The organism is Curtobacterium sp. BRD11, from assembly GCF_031844345.1.
Classification (GTDB): domain Bacteria; phylum Actinomycetota; class Actinomycetes; order Actinomycetales; family Microbacteriaceae; genus Curtobacterium.
This window is the reverse complement of sequence record NZ_JAUZUZ010000009.1, coordinates 1-18272: the sequence shown is the minus strand read 5'-3', so window position 1 is coordinate 18272 and position 18272 is coordinate 1. Positions and strand designations below refer to the sequence as shown.

At 73.4% G+C, this 18272-nt stretch carries 19 protein-coding genes; 4 read left to right on the top strand and 15 right to left on the bottom strand.

The features are described from left to right. Window positions 1–96 precede the first annotated feature (96 nt). Both Q9R28_RS16040 and Q9R28_RS16035 read right to left on the bottom strand, forming a co-directional pair. Complete coding sequence (locus Q9R28_RS16040; RefSeq protein ID WP_396137174.1) at window positions 97–1731, bottom strand: methyltransferase; 1635 nt, start codon at window positions 1729–1731, stop codon at window positions 97–99. Next, window positions 1728–2105, bottom strand: coding sequence for a helix-turn-helix transcriptional regulator (locus tag Q9R28_RS16035; RefSeq protein ID WP_066656359.1), 378 nt, complete (start codon window positions 2103–2105; stop codon window positions 1728–1730). Before Q9R28_RS16035 ends, Q9R28_RS16040 begins: the two co-directional genes overlap by 4 nt. Window positions 2106–2211: 106 nt before the next feature. Between Q9R28_RS16035 and Q9R28_RS16030 the strand changes: the two genes are divergently transcribed. Next, on the top strand, window positions 2212–3462 hold the full coding sequence (locus tag Q9R28_RS16030) for an MFS transporter (RefSeq protein WP_066656361.1): 1251 nt from the start codon (window positions 2212–2214) through the stop codon (window positions 3460–3462). A 13-nt stretch (window positions 3463–3475) separates the two neighbouring features. Here the strand turns inward: Q9R28_RS16030 and Q9R28_RS16025 are convergent, their stop codons facing one another. Both Q9R28_RS16025 and Q9R28_RS16020 read right to left on the bottom strand, forming a co-directional pair. Beyond that, window positions 3476–3943 carry a TIGR02611 family protein gene (locus Q9R28_RS16025; protein WP_235426374.1) on the bottom strand — a complete coding sequence of 156 codons (468 nt, stop codon included), beginning with the start codon at window positions 3941–3943 and terminating at the stop codon, window positions 3476–3478. A 262-nt stretch (window positions 3944–4205) separates the two neighbouring features. Further along, window positions 4206–4538 (bottom strand): TraR/DksA C4-type zinc finger protein, encoded by a 333-nt coding sequence (locus Q9R28_RS16020; RefSeq protein ID WP_066656365.1) that lies wholly within the window; start codon window positions 4536–4538, stop codon window positions 4206–4208. 56 nt (window positions 4539–4594) lie between these two features. Between Q9R28_RS16020 and Q9R28_RS16015 the strand changes: the two genes are divergently transcribed. After that, on the top strand, window positions 4595–5626 hold the full coding sequence (locus Q9R28_RS16015; protein ID WP_396137173.1) for an LLM class flavin-dependent oxidoreductase: 1032 nt from the start codon (window positions 4595–4597) through the stop codon (window positions 5624–5626). Between the two features lie 15 nt (window positions 5627–5641). Here the strand turns inward: Q9R28_RS16015 and Q9R28_RS16010 are convergent, their stop codons facing one another. Next, a complete protein-coding gene (locus tag Q9R28_RS16010) occupies window positions 5642–6121 on the bottom strand; it encodes an ASCH domain-containing protein (RefSeq protein ID WP_066658698.1) in 480 nt (159 codons plus the stop codon). Window positions 6122–6250: 129 nt separating this feature from the next. On the opposite strand from Q9R28_RS16010, the gene Q9R28_RS16005 reads away from it, so the two are divergent. After that, window positions 6251–6694, top strand: a complete 444-nt coding sequence (locus tag Q9R28_RS16005; RefSeq protein ID WP_066656369.1) for a DUF2510 domain-containing protein — start codon at window positions 6251–6253, stop codon at window positions 6692–6694. A gap of 468 nt (window positions 6695–7162) precedes the next feature. On the opposite strand, the gene Q9R28_RS16000 is transcribed toward Q9R28_RS16005, so the two are convergent. The 10 genes from Q9R28_RS16000 to Q9R28_RS15955 all read right to left on the bottom strand — a co-directional run bounded on the left by Q9R28_RS16000 (window position 7163) and on the right by Q9R28_RS15955 (window position 16936). Beyond that, a complete protein-coding gene (locus tag Q9R28_RS16000; protein WP_066658700.1) occupies window positions 7163–8155 on the bottom strand; it encodes a site-specific tyrosine recombinase XerD in 993 nt (330 codons plus the stop codon). A gap of 40 nt (window positions 8156–8195) precedes the next feature. Continuing rightward, window positions 8196–8795 carry a DUF1349 domain-containing protein gene (locus tag Q9R28_RS15995; RefSeq protein WP_311206595.1) on the bottom strand — a complete coding sequence of 200 codons (600 nt, stop codon included), beginning with the start codon at window positions 8793–8795 and terminating at the stop codon, window positions 8196–8198. Continuing rightward, entirely contained in the window at window positions 8792–9391 is a 600-nt protein-coding gene (locus Q9R28_RS15990; protein ID WP_311206594.1) for an NUDIX hydrolase, read from the bottom strand. The genes Q9R28_RS15995 and Q9R28_RS15990 overlap by 4 nt, the downstream gene beginning before the upstream one ends. Window positions 9392–9505: 114 nt before the next feature. Then, window positions 9506–11227 (bottom strand): CTP synthase, encoded by a 1722-nt coding sequence (locus Q9R28_RS15985; RefSeq protein WP_066656378.1) that lies wholly within the window; start codon window positions 11225–11227, stop codon window positions 9506–9508. A gap of 212 nt (window positions 11228–11439) precedes the next feature. Next, on the bottom strand, window positions 11440–13134 hold the full coding sequence (recN, locus tag Q9R28_RS15980; RefSeq protein WP_066656385.1) for a DNA repair protein RecN: 1695 nt from the start codon (window positions 13132–13134) through the stop codon (window positions 11440–11442). After that, a complete protein-coding gene (locus Q9R28_RS15975) occupies window positions 13131–14054 on the bottom strand; it encodes an NAD kinase (protein WP_066656388.1) in 924 nt (307 codons plus the stop codon). Before Q9R28_RS15975 ends, recN begins: the two co-directional genes overlap by 4 nt. After that, the gene (locus Q9R28_RS15970) at window positions 14051–14896 is read right to left on the bottom strand and encodes a TlyA family RNA methyltransferase (protein ID WP_271827128.1); all 846 of its coding nucleotides are present in this window, start codon (window positions 14894–14896) and stop codon (window positions 14051–14053) included. Before Q9R28_RS15970 ends, Q9R28_RS15975 begins: the two co-directional genes overlap by 4 nt. Continuing rightward, entirely contained in the window at window positions 14883–15182 is a 300-nt protein-coding gene (locus Q9R28_RS15965) for a hypothetical protein (RefSeq protein WP_311206593.1), read from the bottom strand. The genes Q9R28_RS15970 and Q9R28_RS15965 overlap by 14 nt, the downstream gene beginning before the upstream one ends. A gap of 10 nt (window positions 15183–15192) precedes the next feature. Continuing rightward, window positions 15193–16170, bottom strand: coding sequence for an HAD-IIA family hydrolase (locus Q9R28_RS15960; protein ID WP_066656392.1), 978 nt, complete (start codon window positions 16168–16170; stop codon window positions 15193–15195). Between the two features lie 25 nt (window positions 16171–16195). Then, a complete protein-coding gene (locus Q9R28_RS15955; protein ID WP_066656394.1) occupies window positions 16196–16936 on the bottom strand; it encodes a hypothetical protein in 741 nt (246 codons plus the stop codon). 6 nt (window positions 16937–16942) lie between these two features. On the opposite strand from Q9R28_RS15955, the gene Q9R28_RS15950 reads away from it, so the two are divergent. Then, a partial coding sequence (locus Q9R28_RS15950) for a hypothetical protein (protein WP_311206592.1) occupies window positions 16943–18272 on the top strand: 1330 nt, incomplete at its 3' end.

Genomic DNA, 18272 nt, shown 5'->3' with positions numbered 1-18272 from the left:
GACGCAACGTCGGCGGCCGCTCGCAGCGCTCCACCGCTGCGAGCAGCCGCCACAGTTGCGTTCCGCGGGAGACCGGACGGGAGGCGCGGGGCGGCCTCAGGACGTCGGCGCGAGCAGCAGGCCGTCCAGCACCAGGTCGCGCACGCGCGGCAGCAGGTCTGCCACGAGCGCGTCCTCGTCCACGCCGGTGATCTGCGCGATGGCGCCGACGATCGCCGCGACCGACAGCTCCCCGTCGCAGGCACCCACGAACGCGGCGAGCGCCGTGTCCGCGTCCACCCGACGGCCGAAGCCACCGCCCTGCACGAGCGTGATCACGGTCGGGTCGTCGTTCCCTGGCCAGTAGTGCCGCTCCTCGGTCACGTCACCGGCGACCCGCAGATGGGCGGCGGCGAGCGCCTCGTCGTCGTGCGCCTCGAGCCACCCGGTGGCGTCGAGCACCCGTGCGACCGTCGCGCCGAGCCCCACGGGGTTGGAACCGAGCGCCTCGGGGACCCGCTCGGCGCGGCGGAGGCGAGCCGTACCTCCCGGCCGACCGATCTCCGTTGCCGACGCCGACGCACGCCGGACGACCACGTACCCGAAACCGACCCCGGTGACCCGCCGGGTCGCGAAGTCGTCGAGCCAGGCGTCCACGAGCCGGTCGAACCCGTCCGTGCCGGGCTTCGTGCCGCCGTCGCGGATCCAGGTCTCGGCGTAGGCGGGCGGGTCCTCGCGCTCCCGCTCGACGACCCACAGGTCGAGGTCCTCGGCGTCCGCGAACCACGAGCGCACCCGGTCGAGCCCGTCGACGCCCCAGCGGTACTCCCAGTTGCCGAGCAGCTGCGCGGTCCCGCCGGGTGCGAGGTGGTCGGCGAGCCCGCGGAGCACGGTCTCGACGAGCGCGTCGCCGACCATGCCGCCGTCGCGGTACTCGTAGGACGGCACGTCGTCGCGACGCGGGGTGATGACGAACGGCGGGTTCGACACGATCCGGTCGAACCGCTCGCCCGCCACCGGCTCGTACAGCGACCCGAGCCGGAACTCGATGCCGTCGATGCCGTTGAGCGCCGCGTTGAACCGGGCGATGTCGAGCGCACGGCGGGAGATGTCCGTGGCGACGACCTCGTCGGCGAAGCGACGGGCGTGCATGGCCTGGATCCCGCACCCGGTCCCGAGGTCGAGCACCCGACGGACCGGCACCGGGACCTGGAGCCCGGAGAGCGTGGTGGTCGCGCCGCCGATGCCGAGCACGTGCTCCTCGCCCAGTGCCGTGCCGAGCGCGAGCTCCCCGAGGTCGGAGACGATCCACCAGCTGCCGGCGCCGAGGTCGTCGACGAAGGCGTAGGGCCGCAGGTCGACGGTCGGGTGGACCAGGACGTGGTCGGCGTCGGGAGCACCGGCGTCGTCCGTGTCGTCGTCGATCCGGAGCAGACCGGCCGCGAGCACCGCGTCGAGCCCGGCCGTCGGGAACGCCCGCTCGGCATCGCTCCGGTCGACCGGCAGGCCGAGCACGAACAGCGTCGCGAGCGTGGTCAGCGGCGTGGAGTCCCGCGCGGCGAGCGCCCGCAGCGCGGCGACCCGGGAACCGCGGTGCAGCGATGCGGCGGCCTCGGTGCCCCAGAGTGCGTCGATGCGGTCGACGGTGAAGCCCACGGCGTCGAGGTCGGCGGCGAGCGCCGTCGTCACCGCGGGGACGGTCGTGATCGTCGGGAGCTCGTGGGCGATCGGACCGCGGGGCCGGCCGGTCACGCGGGGACCTCCTCGCGCATGACGGTCGCGGGGACCTGCCACGCGGCCACCAGGTCGAGGAGCCCGGGGAAGCGCTGCTGCACGTCCTCGACCCGGACCCGGCTCGACCGCGTCAGTCCCTCCTGGTGCTGCTCGAGCAGGCCGGCCTCGCGCAGGACGCGGAAGTGGTGCGTCAGCGTCGACTTCGGTCGGTCGACCCCGACCCACCCGCAGCTGCGGACGCCGCCGGCGGCGTCGACCAGGTAGCGGTGCAGGATCGTCAGCCGGATCGGGTCGCTCAGTGCGTCGAGCACGACGGGCAGGTCCATCTCGGCGACGGTCGGCTGCGGCAGGCGTTCTGGGGCGACGACGGAGTCCACGGGCGCGGCGGGCATGCGACGACGGTAGCACCGCGCTGGCAGTAGTACGACTTGCGTCGTACTGGTGCACTGCTGTACGAATGCTGTCGTACAGCAGTCGATCCGGCCGGAAGGTGCCACCATGCAGTCAGCACGCGGAGTCGCGGGGTTCTGGATCCTCGCCGCCATGCTCTTCGTGGCGATGGCCTCGTCCTCGGTCCCGTCGCCGATCTACCCCGTCTACGCCGCCGAGTGGGACCTCACGCCGCTCATGCTCACGGGGGTGTTCGCGATCTACGTCGCCGGACTCCTCGTCACCATGCTCGTCGCCGGTCGGCTGTCCGACCACGTCGGCCGGAAGCCCGTGCTCGTCGCCGGCGGACTGCTGCTCGTCGTGTCGCTCGTGCTGTTCACCGGCGCCGACGGGTTCACGGCCCTCGTGGTCGACCGGATCGTGCAGGGCGTCGCGGTCGGGCTGCTCATCGGCGCCCTCGGTGCAGCGCTCATCGACAACTCGCTCGAGCGCTTCCCCTCGCTCGCGGGCGTGCTGAACGGTGCCGTCCCACCCTTCGCCCTGGCGACCGGCGCGGTGTCGAGCGGCGCCCTCGTGGAGTGGGGCCCGGCACCGGAGCAGCTCGTCTACGTGCTCTTCGGTGCGCTCCTGCTGCTGCTCGTCGCCGCCCTGGTCGTCGTGCCCGAGCGGGTCACGCGCCGACCGGGTGCACTCCGCTCCCTCCGCCCGACCGTGTCCGTCCCGCGGGCGTCGCGGGCGCTCTTCCGCGGCGTCGCCGGGGCGCTCGTCGCCAGCTGGGCACTGGGCGGGCTGTTCCTGTCGCTCGTGCCGTCGGCCCTCGGCGCGGTGTTCGGCATCCACGACCACTTCGCAGCCGGGGCTCTCATCGCCGTCGTCACCGGCGTCGGCGGACTCACCGGTCTCGCCATCCAGCGCCTCGACACACGTCGGAGCCTGTTCCTCGGGCTCGTCGCGCTCATCGTCGGCCCGGTCGTCACCGTGACGTTCGTGTTCGCGCACTCGCTGCCCGGGCTCGTCGTCGGCAGCGCGATCGCGGGCGTCGGCTTCGGCGCGGGCTTCCAGGCACCCCTGCGGATGCTGCTCGCCACCGCGGCGCCGACGCACCGCGCCGGACTCCTGTCGTCGGTCTACATCGTCAGCTACCTGGCGTTCGGCGTACCCGCCGTCGTCGCGGGACTCGTCGAACCGGCGTTCGGCTTCGTGCCGGTGCTCGCCGGCTACGGCGCCTTCATCGTCCTCGCCGCGGCGATCGCCCTCGTGCTGCAGCTCGCGTCACGCAGCGCGGCCGGGGTCGAGGAGCGCGCCGCCGAGGCCGTCGAGCGCACCGCGACCGGTTCCGTCCGGACCGTCGCCGAGTAGCGCTGCGCGAGGGCTAGTGCCCGGCCCGCGCCCGGTTCGGTCGCTGTGCGCGGACCCCGGTGCTGCGGTGTGCGTCGGCGTGCGCCGCGTCGACGTCGGCCTTGCCGCGGTCGGCCGCCCTCCGCAGCCACTGCGGTCCGTGCGCCTTCGCCCAGTCCCAGAAGCGGTGGAGCTGCGCGCGCAGCCACGTGATGATGCGGTGGAAGAAGTGGAACTCGCTCGCCAGGATCGTCAGGCCGATGAAGACCACGAGCCACCCCGGACCGGGCAGCGGCACGAGGATGAGCCCGATCACCACGACGAGTCCGCCGACGATCCCGACGAGCACCTTGTAGAACAGGTGCCACCCCGGCCGCGCGTGGATCCAGGCGCGCATCCGACGGAACCACCGGAAGCGGTGGTGCCGGTCGTCGGCGTCGGTCTCGGGAGCCGTGGTGTCGGCACGCACGACCGCGTCGGGTCGCTCGTGGGTGTCGTCCATGGCGGCAACCTAGGGCGCGCGGCTGGGAAACGGCGGCGCAACCGGTCCACGCCACGTGAGCAGTGGGACGGGCGGACACCGCGCCTCCCGGCCGTCACGGGCCTCGGCTCACCGGAGCCCTCGTTCCGTCGAGACGCCGCGGTCTCGTCGCGACGGCGTCGGATGCAACGGCGTTCTGCGCGCCCCGCGGCGTCTCGCGCAGTCGGGGCCGTGTCGCGCCGGCCGCAGCCCCGTCAGCGGGCCCCGTCGGCCTGGAGGCTCGTCACGCGTGAGCGACGCACGTCGCAGCCCACGGGACCGCGGCGAGACGGGCCTCCGGGATCGGTTCGCCGCCGACGGCGCACCGCCCGTAGGTGCCGGCGTCGAGCCGCGCGAGCGCGGCGTCGACCAGGCGGATGCGTTCCCGGGCGTCGTCGCGCACCGCACCGAGCGACCCGCGCTCCCAGGCGAGGGTCGCACCCTCGGGGTCGTGCTCGTCGTCCGCGTTGGCGTCCAGGCGCGCGTCGCTGACGTCCCGCATGCTGCGCTCGACGTCGGCGAGCAGCCGCTCGTTGCGCCGCCGTTCGTCGGCGAGCGCGGTGCGGGGGTCGTCCATGCCGACGACCGTAGTCGCGTCGGAATGCGGCCGCAGCAGCATGCGTTCGCATCGGCATGACGAAGATCGGGTTCCTGTCCTTCGGGCACTGGCGCGACGTGCCGGGCTCGCGTGTGCGCAGCGGCCGCGAGGCCCTCGTGCAGGCGATCGACCTCGCCGTCGCGGCCGAGGAAGCGGGCGTCGACGGCGCGTACTTCCGCGTGCACCACTTCGCTCCGCAGCAGGCGGCGCCGTTCCCCCTGCTCTCGGCGATCGCCGCCCGGACCAGCCGCATCGAGATCGGCACCGGCGTGATCGACATGCGCTACGAGAACCCGCTCTACATGGCCGAGGAAGCCGCGGCCACCGACCTCATCTCGGGAGGCCGACTGCAGCTCGGTGTCTCGCGGGGGTCACCCGAGACCGCCCTCGCCGGGTACCAGCAGTTCGGCTACGTGCCCGAGGCGCACGACACCAACGGCGGCGACATGGCGCGCTCCCACACCGACGTGTTCCGTCATGCGATCGCCGGCGAGCCGATGGCACACGCGAACCCGCAGATGACCGGGTCGGCCGGGTCGCTGTCGGTGTCCCCGCTGTCGGACTCGCTGCCCGACCGGATCTGGTGGGGTGCCGGGACCCGCGCGACCGCCGAGTGGACGGCCGAGCAGGGCATGAACCTCATGTCGTCGACCCTGCTCACCGAGGACACCGGCGTGCCGTTCGACCAGCTGCAGGCCGAGCAGATCGAGCGATTCCGGACGACGTGGCGCGAGATGGGCTGGGAGCGGACGCCCCGGGTCTCGGTGTCGCGCAGCATCATCCCGATCACCGACGACGAGTCGCGGCACTACTTCGGCGTGCGGGCACAGGTCGAGGGGCAGGACCAGGTCGGGCACCTCGACGGCGGGCTCGCCCGCTTCGGTCGGTCCTACATCGGGGAGCCGGAGCAGCTCGTCGCCGAACTCGCCGCCGACGCCGCGGTCCGGGCTGCCGACACCGTGCTCGTCACCGTGCCGAACCAGCTCGGCGTGGACTTCAACGCCCGGCTGCTCGCAGCGACGAAGGCCGTCATGGACGAGGTCGACGCCGCGACCGTCCCCGCGTAGGTCGGGTCGTCCGGCTCACGCCCCCGCGGGCGCTTCCGGCCAGAGCAGGCGGAAGCGCTCGCACAGCACCGGCATGTCCGGTTCGTACCCGCGCGGGTTCTCGGAGTGCTCACGCCAGTAGCGCTCGTGCACCGCACGCCAGTGCGCGAGGGTGCGGTCCCCCTCGCCCTCGGCGCGGGCGTGCTCCTCGCCGACCTGGTCGAACGGGACGACCCGCAGGTCCGTCGTCTCGATCACGGCCCGGGGCTCGCCGCGACCGTCCAGGATCACCGAGAGCTCGCCGACCTCGGGCAGCGGGTCGCCCGTCGCCTCGTAGTCCCACATCGACGACGCCGTGCCGTCCTTGATCCCGCGGAGCACCAGGTCGAGCAGTCCGTCGGCGTGGTCCGGCGTCGCGCCGAACGCCCACGCCTCCGGCACGGCCTCGGGCAGCTCCGGTGCCTCGTCGCGGCGGGCGGCCCAGAAGGCGGACAGGGTCTCGGCGTCGGCGGTGATCACCGCACGACCGTAGCGCAGGTGCGACCGGTCCCCCTTGTTGCCGACACCCGCTGTGGGACTGTGGCCGTGCCTCCCGGCTGCGTAGCGTCGAGGTGCACCATCCACCGCACCCGCGAGGAGCACCCCGTGACGCTGCCGGCCGCCGGCTGGTTCCCGGACCCCCAGGACGCCCACCGCCTCCGGTGGTGGGACGGTCACGCGTGGGGCGGGGCGACGCGGGTGCTCCCGGCACGGCAGGAGCCCGTCGCACCGGTCGTCGTCGCACCGGTCGGGCCGTCGTTCTCCGTCGAGGGCGCAGCGGTGCGCACCGGGTCCTGGGCGTCCGGCGGGTCCGTGCAGCGGGTCGGGGCGGCGGCGCTCGTGGCGGTCCTGCTCGCGGTCGTGTCGATCGTCTGGAACCCGGTCGGCATCGCGAGCACGCTGGCCGTCGTCACGGGCGTCCTCGCGATCGTGCGTCCCGGCGCGACCGGCGGCTGGCGGGCGCTGTGGCGGAGCGCCGCGGCGAGCGCCCTCGTGGTCGCGGTCGCCACGGGCGTGGTCGCTGCATCCGCGCAGTTCCACCTGTTCTGAGCGCTGCGGGCGCAGCGCTACCGCCGCGCCCGCGGCGCTCGCGCGCTCGGCGCGCGGCGCTCGGCGCGCCGCGCGCCGCACCACGGGAAGCACGTCGCGCCAGGGTTCTCCATGGCGCGACGTGCTTCCGGTTGTGCCCGAGCACGTCGCGCCGCACGTCACCCCGGCCCCGCCTCCGGCCCTGCCCGCCCGGCCGGCCGGTCGGCAGGCCGGCAGGCCGGCAGGCCGGCAGGCCGGCAGGCCGGCAGGCCGGCAGGCCGGCAGGCCGGCAGGCCGGCAGGCCGGCAGGCCGGCAGGCCGGCAGGCCGGCCGCAGCGCTACCGCCGCGCCCGCGGCGCGCGGCGCGCCGCACCACGGGAAACACGTCGCGCCACGGTTCTTCATGGCGCGAGGTGCTTCCGGTTGTGCCCGAGCACGTCGCGCCGCACGTCACCCCGGCCCCGCCTCCAGCCCCGCCCGGGCGCAGCGCTACCGCCGCGCCCGCGGGTGCGCCGTCTGGTACACGTCCCGCAGCATGTCGGCCGTGACGAGCGTGTAGATCTGCGTCGTCGCGACGCTCGCGTGCCCGAGCAGCTCCTGCACGACGCGCACGTCCGCGCCGCCCTCGAGCAGGTGCGTCGCGAACGAGTGCCGGAACGTGTGCGGGGACACGTGCGCGGCCAGTCCGGCCCGCTCCGCCGCCGCCTGGATCACGAGCCAGGCGCTCTGCCGCGACAGCCGTGCGCCCCGAGCGCCGAGGAACAGCGCCGGTGTCGACGGCCCACGCGCCGCGAACACCGGCCGGGCCCGGACGAGGTACGCGTCGACCGCGGCCCGCGCGAAGCTGCCGAGCGGCACGATGCGCTGCTTGTTCCCCTTGCCGGTGACCTTCACGACCGCGAGCCCGTCGCCCTCGTCGTCCTCGGGGTCGGACAGCGTCGCGACGTCGTCCACCGACAACCCGACCGCCTCGGAGATGCGCGCGCCCGTGGCGTAGAGCAGCTCGAGGAGCGCCCGGTCCCGCAGCTGCACGGGGTCGTCGTCCGCCGAACCCGCGGCGCCGAGCAGTCGCTCCATGTCGTGCACCGAGATCGCCTTCGGCAGCCGTGACGGCGCCTTCGGTGGCCGGACGGCCGTGGCGGGGTCGAGCGGCAGCCAGCCCTCGGCGGCCGCGAACGCGGTGAAGGACCGCACCGAGCTGAGCATCCGGGCGACCGACCGGGGCGCGAGCGGTTGCTCCGGTCGCGAGGTCAGGTGCGTGACGAACCCGGCGACGTCCGCGCGGGCGAGGCGTGCGACGTCCGTCAGCGCCTCCGCTCCCCCGGCCCGGTCCGCGCCCGCGGAGTCGACCGCCGGCGTCGAGGCGAGCCACTCCGCGAAGACCGCCAGGTCCCGCCGGTAGGCCGCCACCGTGTGCTGCGACAGTCCCCGCTCGACGGCGACGTGCCGCAGGTAGGTGTCGGTGGCACGGTCGAGGGGGATCACCCGACAAAACTAGTGCGGGACCGCCCTGCGGAGTTCGTCAGTGCAGCCCGGCGTCCGGCTCGCCGAAGCGGCAGGCGGTGAAGGTCACCGTGAGCCCGGCCCGGGTGGGTGCGGCGCAGAACAGGCCGGCCGACACGACGGCGTCCGGGTCGAGGTGCGCGACCCGCACCAGCCGGGGCTCCTCGCCGTCGGCCCAGGCCCGGACCGTCACGGCGTCACCGGAGCGGCTCGCGCGCACCGTCACGAGCCGCCCGGTCCAGGACGGCACGGGCGCGACGGACCAGTCGGACGTCCCGTGCGTCACGACGGCCCCGACCTGCGGCAGCCCGTCGGAGAACTCCACGCCCGCCTTCACCCACTCCTGCTCGTCGACCCGCAGGAACACCCCGGCCTGGTCGAACTGCTCCGCGAAGTCGAGGACGAACGAGACCTCCACGGCGAACGCGCCGTCGGTGGGTCGGAGGAGCGCGTGCTCCGAGTCGTGGACGAACCCGTACGAGGTCGTCCGCCAGGCATCGCTGCCCTCCTCCGCGGTCACGAGCAGGGCGGCACGATCGACGACGGGTTCGACGGCGACGGGCTCGTGCGTCCAGAGCCCGTCCCGCAGCAGGGCACCGAGCCCGCTGTCGGCCGTCACGCCGTCGCGCCCCGCTCGACCGCGCCGCGCTCGATCGCATCGACCGCGAGGGTGGCGACGACGAGCGCCGAGTTCTGCAGGCGGCCCGCGAGGATCCCCTCGACGAGCTCCGCCCGCGGCACCCACCGGGTCACGATGTCCGCCTCCTCGGCCTCACGCTCGAACGCGGACGCCGTCGCACGGACCCCACGGGCCCGGTAGACCTGGATGAACTCGTCGCTGCCGCCCGACGAGGTGTTGTACCGGACGAGGGGCTCCCAGTGGTCCGCCTCGAGGTCGGCCTCTTCCCCGAGCTCCCGCTGCGCGGCGGTGAGGTGGTCCTCGCCCTCGTGGTCGAGGAGCCCGGCCGGCAGCTCCCAGTCGCGCAGCTGCACGGGGTGGCGGTACTGCTGGATGACGAGCACGCGGCCCTCGTCGTCCTCCGCGAAGACGGCGACGGCGCCCGTGTGGTCGATGTACTCGCGGACCATGTCGTGCCCGTCGTAGTCGACGTGGTCACGGCGGACGTCCCAGACGGCACCCTCGTACACGACGGTGGAGTCGGTGACCTCGTACGAGGCGTGTTCGTCGGCGATCGGTGCGTCAGCGGCAGTCACCAGCCCATCCTGGCACGCGGCTCCGTCAGCCCTCCCCGGGACGGACGGGAGGCGCGGTGCCAGCTGGCACCGCGCCTCCCGTCAGCGACAACGCGCGTTGAGCGACAGCGCGCGTTACGCGACGACCTCCGCCGACTCCTCGGCCGGGTCGAACAGGCTGGACGCCTCGTGGCGCGCGATCGCCGCGTCCACCAGCCCGGCGAACAGCGGGTGCGCGTTCGTCGGACGCGAGCGCAGCTCCGGGTGTGCCTGCGTGGCGATGTAGAACGGGTGCACGTCGCGCGGCAGCTCGACGTACTCGACCAGGGTGCCGTCGGGCGAGGTGCCCGAGAACACCAGGCCGGCGTCCGCGATCTGCTGACGGTAGGTGTTGTTCACCTCGTAGCGGTGACGGTGGCGCTCCGAGGCCTCGGACGCACCGTAGAGCTCGGCCGCGAGCGACCCGTCGGTGAAGTGCGCCGGGTACAGGCCGAGGCGCATCGTGCCGCCCATGTCGCCACCGGCGATGATGTCGACCTGCTCCGCCATGGTCGCGATGACCGGCGTCGAGGTCTCCGGGTCGAACTCGGTGCTCGACGCGTCGGTCAGGCCGGCCTCGTGGCGGGCGTACTCGATGACCATGCACTGCAGGCCGAGGCACAGGCCGAGCGTCGGGATGCCCTGCTCACGCGCGAACCTGAGCGCGCCGAGCTTGCCCTCGATGCCGCGGACTCCGAAGCCGCCGGGGACGCAGATGCCGTCGACGTCACCGAGCTGCTTCGCGGCGCCCTCGGGCGTCGTGCAGTCGTCGGACACGACCCACTTCAGCGTGACCTTGGCGTTGTGGGCGAAGCCACCGGCGCGCAGGGCCTCGGTGACCGACAGGTAGGCGTCCGGCAGGTCGATGTACTTGCCGACCAGCGCGATCGTGACGTGCTTCTTCGGCTCGTGCACCGCGTCGAGGACCGGGTTCCACGCGGACCAGTCGACGTCGTGCGCGTCGAGCTTCAGCGCGTCGATGATGACCTGGTCGAGACCCTGGTCGTGCAGCAGCGTCGGCAGGTCGTAGATCGAGGGGACGTCGACGGCGTTCACCACGGCGTCCTCGTCCACGTCGCACATGAGGGCGATCTTGCGCTTGTTCGACTCCGACACCGGGCGGTCCGAGCGGAGCACGAGGGCGTCCGGCTGGATGCCGATCGAGCGGAGCGCGGCGACGGAGTGCTGCGTCGGCTTGGTCTTCTGCTCGCCCGAGGCGCTCATGAACGGCACGAGCGACACGTGCACGAAGAACACGTTGTTGCGGCCGAGCTCGTGGCGGACCTGGCGGGCGGACTCGATGAACGGCTGGGACTCGATGTCACCGACCGTGCCGCCGACCTCGGTGATGATGACGTCGGGCTGCGGGTCGTTCTCGGCCTGCTCGCGCATCCGACGCTTGATCTCGTCGGTGATGTGCGGGATGACCTGGACGGTGTCGCCGAGGTACTCGCCGCGACGCTCCTTGGCGATCACGCTGGAGTACACCTGACCGGTCGTGACGTTCGCGGCCTGCGACAGGTTGATGTCGAGGAAGCGCTCGTAGTGCCCGATGTCGAGGTCCGTCTCGGCACCGTCGTCGGTCACGAAGACCTCGCCGTGCTGGAACGGGTTCATCGTGCCCGGGTCCACGTTGAGGTACGGGTCCAGCTTCTGCATGACGACCTTGAGGCCGCGCGCCGTGAGCAGGTTGCCGAGGCTGGCCGCCGTCAGGCCCTTGCCGAGGGACGAGACGACCCCGCCGGTCACGAAGATCTGCTTCGTGACCTTCGGGGTCGAGGTCGAAGAATTGGTTCCGCCGCTGAGAGTGTCCGCCACGGGGTTCCATCGTACGTCAGAACTGCCGGGAGGCGCGACCCGCGTTCGCCGCGGGCGTTGCGCCCGCCGACCGGTCACCCCCGCCGTCCCCGCAGGACGCAACGTCGGCGACTGTGCGCAGCGCTGTACCGCTGCGCGGAGCCGCCTTCGTTGCGTGTCGCGGACGAGGGCGGAGGGACGGGGCGGGGCGTGCCTCCAGGCCGGAACGTTGCCTAGGCGCGCTGGCCGGCGACGTCGAGGAGTTCGCGCGCGTGCTCGATGCCGCTCGCGCTGTCGCCCAGGCCGGAGAGCAGGCGGGCCATCTCCTGGAGCCGGTCCTCGCCCTCGAGCCGGCGCACGCTCGACGAGGTCACGGCGCCGCTGGCGTCCTTGACGACGTTGAGGTGGTTGTTCGCGAACGCGGCGACCTGGGCGAGGTGCGTGACGACGATGACCTGTGTCCGCTCGGCGAGCTTCGCGAGCCGCCGACCGATCTCGATCGCCGCGGCTCCGCCGACGCCGGCGTCCACCTCGTCGAACACGAAGGTCGGGACGGTCGTGCTGCCGGCCATGACGACCTCGATCGCGAGCATCACGCGCGAGAGCTCACCGCCGGACGCGCCCTTGCCGATCGGGCGGGGGTCGGTGCCGGAGTGCGGCTGGAGCAGGATCGCGACCTGGTCGCGCCCGTGCCGGCGGTACTCGCCGCCGTCGGTGACCTCGACCACCAGGGTCGCGCCGGCCATCGCCAGCGTCCGGAGTTCCGCGGTGACCCGCTTCGCGAGGTCGCCCGCGGCCTTCGTGCGGGCCGCGGTCAGCGCCGCGGCCGTCTGCGCGAGGGCCTGCTCGTCCTGCTCGACGCTCTGCTGCAGCGCGACGATGCGGTCGTCGTCACCGTCCAGCTCCAGCAACCGGTCGCTCGCCCGCTGGCCGTACGCGATCACGTCGTCGACCGTCTCGCCGTACTTGCGCGTCAGGTTCGCCAGGAGTGCCCGGCGTTCGTTGACGAGCTCGAGGTCGTGCCCGGCGTCCGGCTCCAACGAGCCGAGGTAGCTGGACAGGCCGGCGGATGCGTCCGAGGCCTGGATCCCGAGTTCGGTCAGCTGCTCGAGCACGGGCTGGAGGGCCGGGTCGGACCCGGCGACGCGCTCGACGGCCCGGCGTGCCGCCTCGACCAGTCCGACGACGTCGGCGACCCCGTCGAGGGACTCGCTGGACAGTGCCTCGTGGGCGGTGCCGGCGGCCAGGCGGAGCTCCTCGAGGTTGCCGAGGCGTTCGGCGCGTTCGGCGAGCTCGACGTCCTCGCCGGGCTGCGGGTCGACCGACTCGATCTCGTCCGACGCGGCGCGGATGCGTTCGGCCTCGGCGACGCGGTCGTCGCGGTCCCGCACGAGCGTCTCCAGCTCGCCGGCGTGCGCCTGCCAGGTGTCGTAGGCGGCGACGTAGGCACCGAGTGCCCGCTGCACGGCCCTGCCGCCGAAGCCGTCGAGGGCGGCGCGCTGCGCCGAGGCCGACGTCAGGCGGATCTGGTCCGACTGCCCGTGCACGGTCACCAGCTGGTCGGCGAGCTCGCCGAGCACCGCGACCGGGGCACTGCGGCCACCGACCGTCGCACGGCTGCGGCCCTCCGCCGAGACCGTGCGGGTCAGGATGAGCTCGCCGTCCTCGACGGTCCCGCCCGCGTCCTCGACACGCTCCGCGACGGCGGCGTGGTCCGGGACGTGCCAACGCCCCTCGACCACCGCGCTGGAGGCGCCGCGGCGCACGGAGCCGGCATCCGCCCGGGCACCGAGCAGCAGCCCGAGCGCCGTGACGATCATGGTCTTGCCCGCACCGGTCTCGCCGGTGACGACGGTGAAGCCGGGTCCGAGCTCGAGCGTGGTCTCGCCGATGACGCCGAGGTCGGAGATGACGATCTCCTCGATCATGCGTCGTCCTCGGTCGCCGGACCGCGCCAACCCGCGACGGGCAACTGGAACTTGGCGACCAGCCGGTCGGTGAAGGGCGCGTCCTTCAGCCGGGCGACCCGGACGGGGTCGGGCGATCGACGGACCTCGACCCGGGCACCCGGCGGCAGGTCGTGGGTGCGACGGCCGTCGCACCACAGGACACCGACGCCGCTCGTGCGCCGGAGTACCTCGATCGCGAGGGTGCAGTCCGGCCCGACGACGATCGGACGCGAGAACAGGGCGTGCGCGCTGAGCGGCACCATGAGCAGGGCGTCGACGTCCGGCCAGACGATCGGGCCGCCGCCCGAGAACGAGTAGGCCGTGGACCCCGTGGGGGTGGCGACGACGACGCCGTCGCAGCCGAAGGACGACAGCGGCCGACCGTCGACCTCGGTGACGACCTCGAGCATGCGCTCGCGGGAGGCCTTCTCGATCGTCGCCTCGTTCAGCGCCCACGACGAGTAGACGACCTCGTGCCCGACGACCACGTCGACCTGGAGCGTCACACGCTCCTCGACCTTGTAGTCGCCGACGAGGGCACGCTCGACCGTGGCCCGCAGCCCGTCGCGCTCGCTCTCGGCCAGGAAGCCGACGTGTCCGAGGTTCACGCCCACGATCGGGGCGCGCGTCCCCCGCACGAGTTCGGCGGCACGGAGGATTGTGCCGTCCCCGCCGAGGACGATGACGATCTCGAGGGCGTCGGCCTGCACGTCGACCCCCAGGATGTCGACCTGGCCGACCGAGGCCTCGGCCCGCCGGACGTCGGCGTACTCGTCGAACGGCATCACCGGGGTGAGTCCGGCGGCGTGCAGCAGGTCGCAGACCTCGACGGCGGCGTCGATGGAGTCCTGTCGGCCCGTGTGGGAGACGAGCAGGATGTGCCGGTCGTCGTCGCTCATGCAGCCCCTTCGGTGAGTTCGGTGGCCCGACCGATCCACGCTGTCGGGTTCCCCCATCCTGCCGGATGACCCCCGACACCACGCTGGAAGTGCGCGAGGTACTCGTGGTTGCCGTGCGTGCCGACGATCGGCGATGCGGTCAGCCCGACCGTCCCGAGGCCCGCGTCCCACGCCGACCAGAGCACGTTCATGAGCGCGTCGTTCCGCAGGGCGGGGTCGCGCACGATGCCCTCCCGCACCCCACCACGGCCGACCTCGAACTGCGGCTTCACGAGCAGCACGAAGTCGTCCGCGGGCACGGCGGCCGCCAGCACGGGCAGGACGATGCGCAGGGAGATGAAGGACAGGTCCCCGACGACCAGGCTCGTGCGGGGCGCTGCGTCGTCGAGCGCCGCGTAGGTGTCCGGCGTGAGGTCACGGGCGTTGCACCCCTCGACCACACGCACCCGCTCGTCGATGGCGACCACCGGGTCGAGCTGACCGTGCCCGACGTCGAGGGCGACGACGCGGGCGGCTCCGTGGTGGAGCAGCACCTGCGTGAATCCTCCGGTACTGGCGCCCACGTCGAGCACGACGCGCCCGCTCGGGTCGACGTCGAAGGCCTCGAGGGCACGGACGAGCTTCCGCGCCGCACGCGACACCCACTCGTCCTCGGTGTCGACGACGAGCTCGGCGTCCGGCGCGACCGGGGCCGACGGCTTCACGACCGCCGTGCCCCCGACCGTCACGCGGCCGGCCTGGACCAGCTTCGCCGCGGCGGTCCGTGACCTGACCAGCCCGCGGGCGGCGAGCAGTGCGTCCAACCGGACCGGGCGGGCCTCGTCGTGCTCAGGCACCGACACCGCCGTCTCCTCGTCCGCTCCCCCACACCTGCGTGGCGCCGGCAGCGCGACCCGAGCTGTGCCCCTGCGGTGCCTGGCCGCTCTCGAGGCGGGTGCGCAGGTCGTCGTGCAGCGCGGCGAAGGCGTCGGCGCGCTCGGGCAGGGGCAGCGCCTCGGCAGCCGCGGTGCGCTCGGCGAAGGCGTCCGGCTGCTGCACGGGCTGTCGGTGCTCGCCCTGCTGCTGCTGCTCGCCCGGTTGCTGCTGCTCGCCCGGCTCCTGCTCGGGCGGCTGCTGCGGGTGGGGCACGTCGGTCACGCTACTCGCCGCCGTACAGCTTCGGGTCGACGTCGAGGCCGTAGATCGCCAGTCCGGACTCCCAGATCAGCGCCGCTCCGGCGCGGAGCAGGTCGATCGGCGTCCCGCTGTCGAGCACCCGGACGACGTGCCCGTGCATCGCGACCGTGGCGCCGCCGACCGTGACGTACCGGGTGCCGTCCGGGTCCTGCCGCCGCACCGTCACCGGGTACGGCTCGGACAGCCCACGGAGGTCCTGCAGGACGTACGTCGGACGCGAGCGCTGGTCGGCCGCGAGCACCTGCTTCGCCTGGTCGATGCCCGTCAGCACGAGCACGCTCGGGATGCCGGCGTCGTTCGCGCCCTTGATGTCCGTGTCGAGCCGGTCGCCGATGAACAGCGGGTGCTCGCCGCCGAAGCGGGCGATCGCGGCGTCGAAGATCGGTCGCTCCGGCTTGCCGGCGACCACCGGCATCCGCCCGACGGCCTGGTGCACCGCGGACACGAGCGTGCCGTTGCCGGGCGCGATGCCACGCTCGACCGGGATCGACCAGTCCATGTTCGTCGCCACCCACGGCACGTCCGGATCGGCGAGGGCGAAGGAGGCCTCGGCCAGGTGCGTCCACCCGAGGTCCGGCGAGAACCCCTGGATGACCGCTGCCGGAGCGTCGTCGGCGCTCGTCGTCACCGTGAAGCCCGCCTCCTCGACGATGCTCGTCAGCCCGAGGCCGCCGGTGACCAGCACGGTGGACCCGGCCGGCACCAGCGTCTCGAGCAGCCGCACGCCCGCCTGCGACGAGGTCACGACGTCGTCGGCGGTCACCTCGAGGCCGTAGCCCTCCAGGTGCTCCGCGACGTCGGACGGCCGACGAGAGGCGTTGTTCGTGATGTAGCCGACCCGAGCGGTCAGCGACGCCCGTGTCAGGGCCTCGACAGCGTGCGGGATCGCGTTGCGTCCGCGGTACACGACACCGTCGAGGTCGGTGAGGACGACGTCCACACCGTCCGTCGGCGGCGTCGGGACGTCAGTCGGCTGCGGAGCCGTCGACGTCGCGGGGGTTGTCGTCGTCGATCTCGCCGAGGTCGTCGTCGGGGTCGACGTCGTCGCCGAGCTGGTCGGTGTCGTCGAGCGCTCCGGTCCCGTGCTCGTCACCGGCGACGGACTCGTCACCGACGACGGCGTCGTGCTCGTCGTGTCCTTCGACTTCTTCCTCGACCACATCGACAGTCTCCCATGCGTTCTCGTCGGCGATCTCGGCCAGGGCGGCGGCAGCCCGGTCGACCCGCGCCCACCACTCGTCGGCCTCGTCCTGGCGGCCGAGCTCCTCGAGCGTGGCCGCGTAAGCACTGTAGAGGGCCGGCGACCAGCTGTACGCCGTGGTCGGGTCGAGCTGCGGGATCTCGAGCTCGCCGAGCGCGGCCGTCGGGTTGCCCAGGTCGATCCGGGCGCCGGACATCGCGATCGCGAGCTCCACCTGCACCGCCGTGTCCAGCGCGGCGCGGTCGACCGACCGGCCGAGCTCGAGCGCCCGCTCCGGACGTCCGAGACCCCGCTCGCAGTCGACCATCATCGGCAGCTGGTCGTTCTTGCCGGAGATGCGACGGTAGGTGCGCAGCTCACGGAGCGCCGTGGCGAAGTCGCCCGTCCGGTACGCGGTGATCGCCGCGGTCTCGCGGACGACCGCCACACGACCGGCCCGACGCGCAGCGCTCAGCGCGTGCAGGTTGGCCGTCTCCGGGTCCTCGTCGACGAGCAGCGCCGCCATGACGAGGTGCTTCGCGACCCACTCGGCGTTGTCCTTGCTGAGCGTCTTGAGCTCGGCGCGGGCAGCCGGGTCGAGGTCCCGCGGCGAGACGCTCTCGTCGATCTCGGGGTCCTCGTGCCGCGGACGGACGGAACGCGTGCCGTACGGGTCACGGTCCTCCCAGTCGTCACGGGCAGCCTCGCCGAAGCGTGCGCCGGCATGACGGGAGCCATCGCCGAACCGAGGGCGGTCGCCCCGGTCGTCGTCGCGGCGGGGGCGGTCGTCGCCACCGCGGAACGGACGACGCTCACCACCGTCACGCTGCGGACGACGGTCATCGCCACCACGGAACGGACGACGCTCGCCACCGTCACGCGCCGGACGACGGTCGTCGCCACCACGGAACGGACGGCGCTCGCCACCGTCACGCGCCGGACGACGGTCATCGCCGCCACGGAACGGACGGCGGTCATCACCGTCACGCTGCGGACCGCGGTCGTCGCCACCACGGAACGGACGACGCTCACCACCGTCACGCGCCGGACGACGATCATCACCACCACGGAACGGACGACGGTCGCCACCGTCACGCGCCGGACGACGGTCGTCGCCACCGCGGAAAGGCGCGCGGTCATCGCGACCGCGGAAGGGACGATCACCATCACGCTGCGGACCACGGTCGCCACCGTCCCGCTGCGGACGACGGTCGTCGCCACCACGGAAGGGCGCGCGGTCATCGCGACCACGGAAGGGACGATCACCATCCCGCTGCGGCCGACGGTCGTCGCCACCACGGAACGGACGGCGGTCACCATCACGGCCCGGGCGCTCAGCGCCTCGAGGACCGTCACCGCGGGGCGGACGCCCCGCACCGTCGCGGTCACCCTGCCGAGCCGGCCGACGGCCACCGTCACTGAACGACCGGTCGCCCTCGCGGAAGCCCCGACGGTCGTCACGACCACTCCGGCCGGCGTCGCGGGCTGGACGGTCACCGTCCCGTCGCGCACGATCCCCCTCGCGACGCTCGAAGTCGCGCGGCCCGGACGACCAGCGGCTGCCTTCGCGCCGCTCCCCGCGATCCCGGTCGTTGCGCTGCTGCTCGTCGTCGTTCGCCACCGTTGCTCCTCATCGCGTGCCCGTGCTCGAATGCGCCGGGCGGTCGTCCGCTGTGTCGTTGTGGGGGGGGTGCCGCACGGTCGTCCGTGCTCACTGCTGGGCCCAGTCCATCACGAACCGGACCGCGAGTCGAGCGACCTACGGCGGAAACAGATGTGGCCACCGGCCTCCACGAGAACGAGGGTCTCCCCTACGAGTTCTCGATGGAGGGCCGATGGCCACATCACTTACGTTGAGTCCG

Coding starts and splice junctions, on each gene's coding strand:
- Q9R28_RS16035 (WP_066656359.1), bottom strand. CDS start 2,105: ATGCCCGCCGCGCCCGTGGACTCCGTCGTCGCCCCAGAACGCCTGCCG.
- Q9R28_RS16030 (WP_066656361.1), top strand. CDS start 2,212: ATGCAGTCAGCACGCGGAGTCGCGGGGTTCTGGATCCTCGCCGCCATG.
- Q9R28_RS16025 (WP_235426374.1), bottom strand. CDS start 3,943: ATGGACGACACCCACGAGCGACCCGACGCGGTCGTGCGTGCCGACACC.
- Q9R28_RS16020 (WP_066656365.1), bottom strand. CDS start 4,538: ATGGACGACCCCCGCACCGCGCTCGCCGACGAACGGCGGCGCAACGAG.
- Q9R28_RS16015 (WP_396137173.1), top strand. CDS start 4,595: ATGACGAAGATCGGGTTCCTGTCCTTCGGGCACTGGCGCGACGTGCCG.
- recN (WP_066656385.1), bottom strand. CDS start 13,134: ATGATCGAGGAGATCGTCATCTCCGACCTCGGCGTCATCGGCGAGACC.
- Q9R28_RS15975 (WP_066656388.1), bottom strand. CDS start 14,054: ATGAGCGACGACGACCGGCACATCCTGCTCGTCTCCCACACGGGCCGA.
- Q9R28_RS15955 (WP_066656394.1), bottom strand. CDS start 16,936: ATGGCGGCGCTGCTCGTCGACGAGGACCCGGAGACGGCCAACCTGCAC.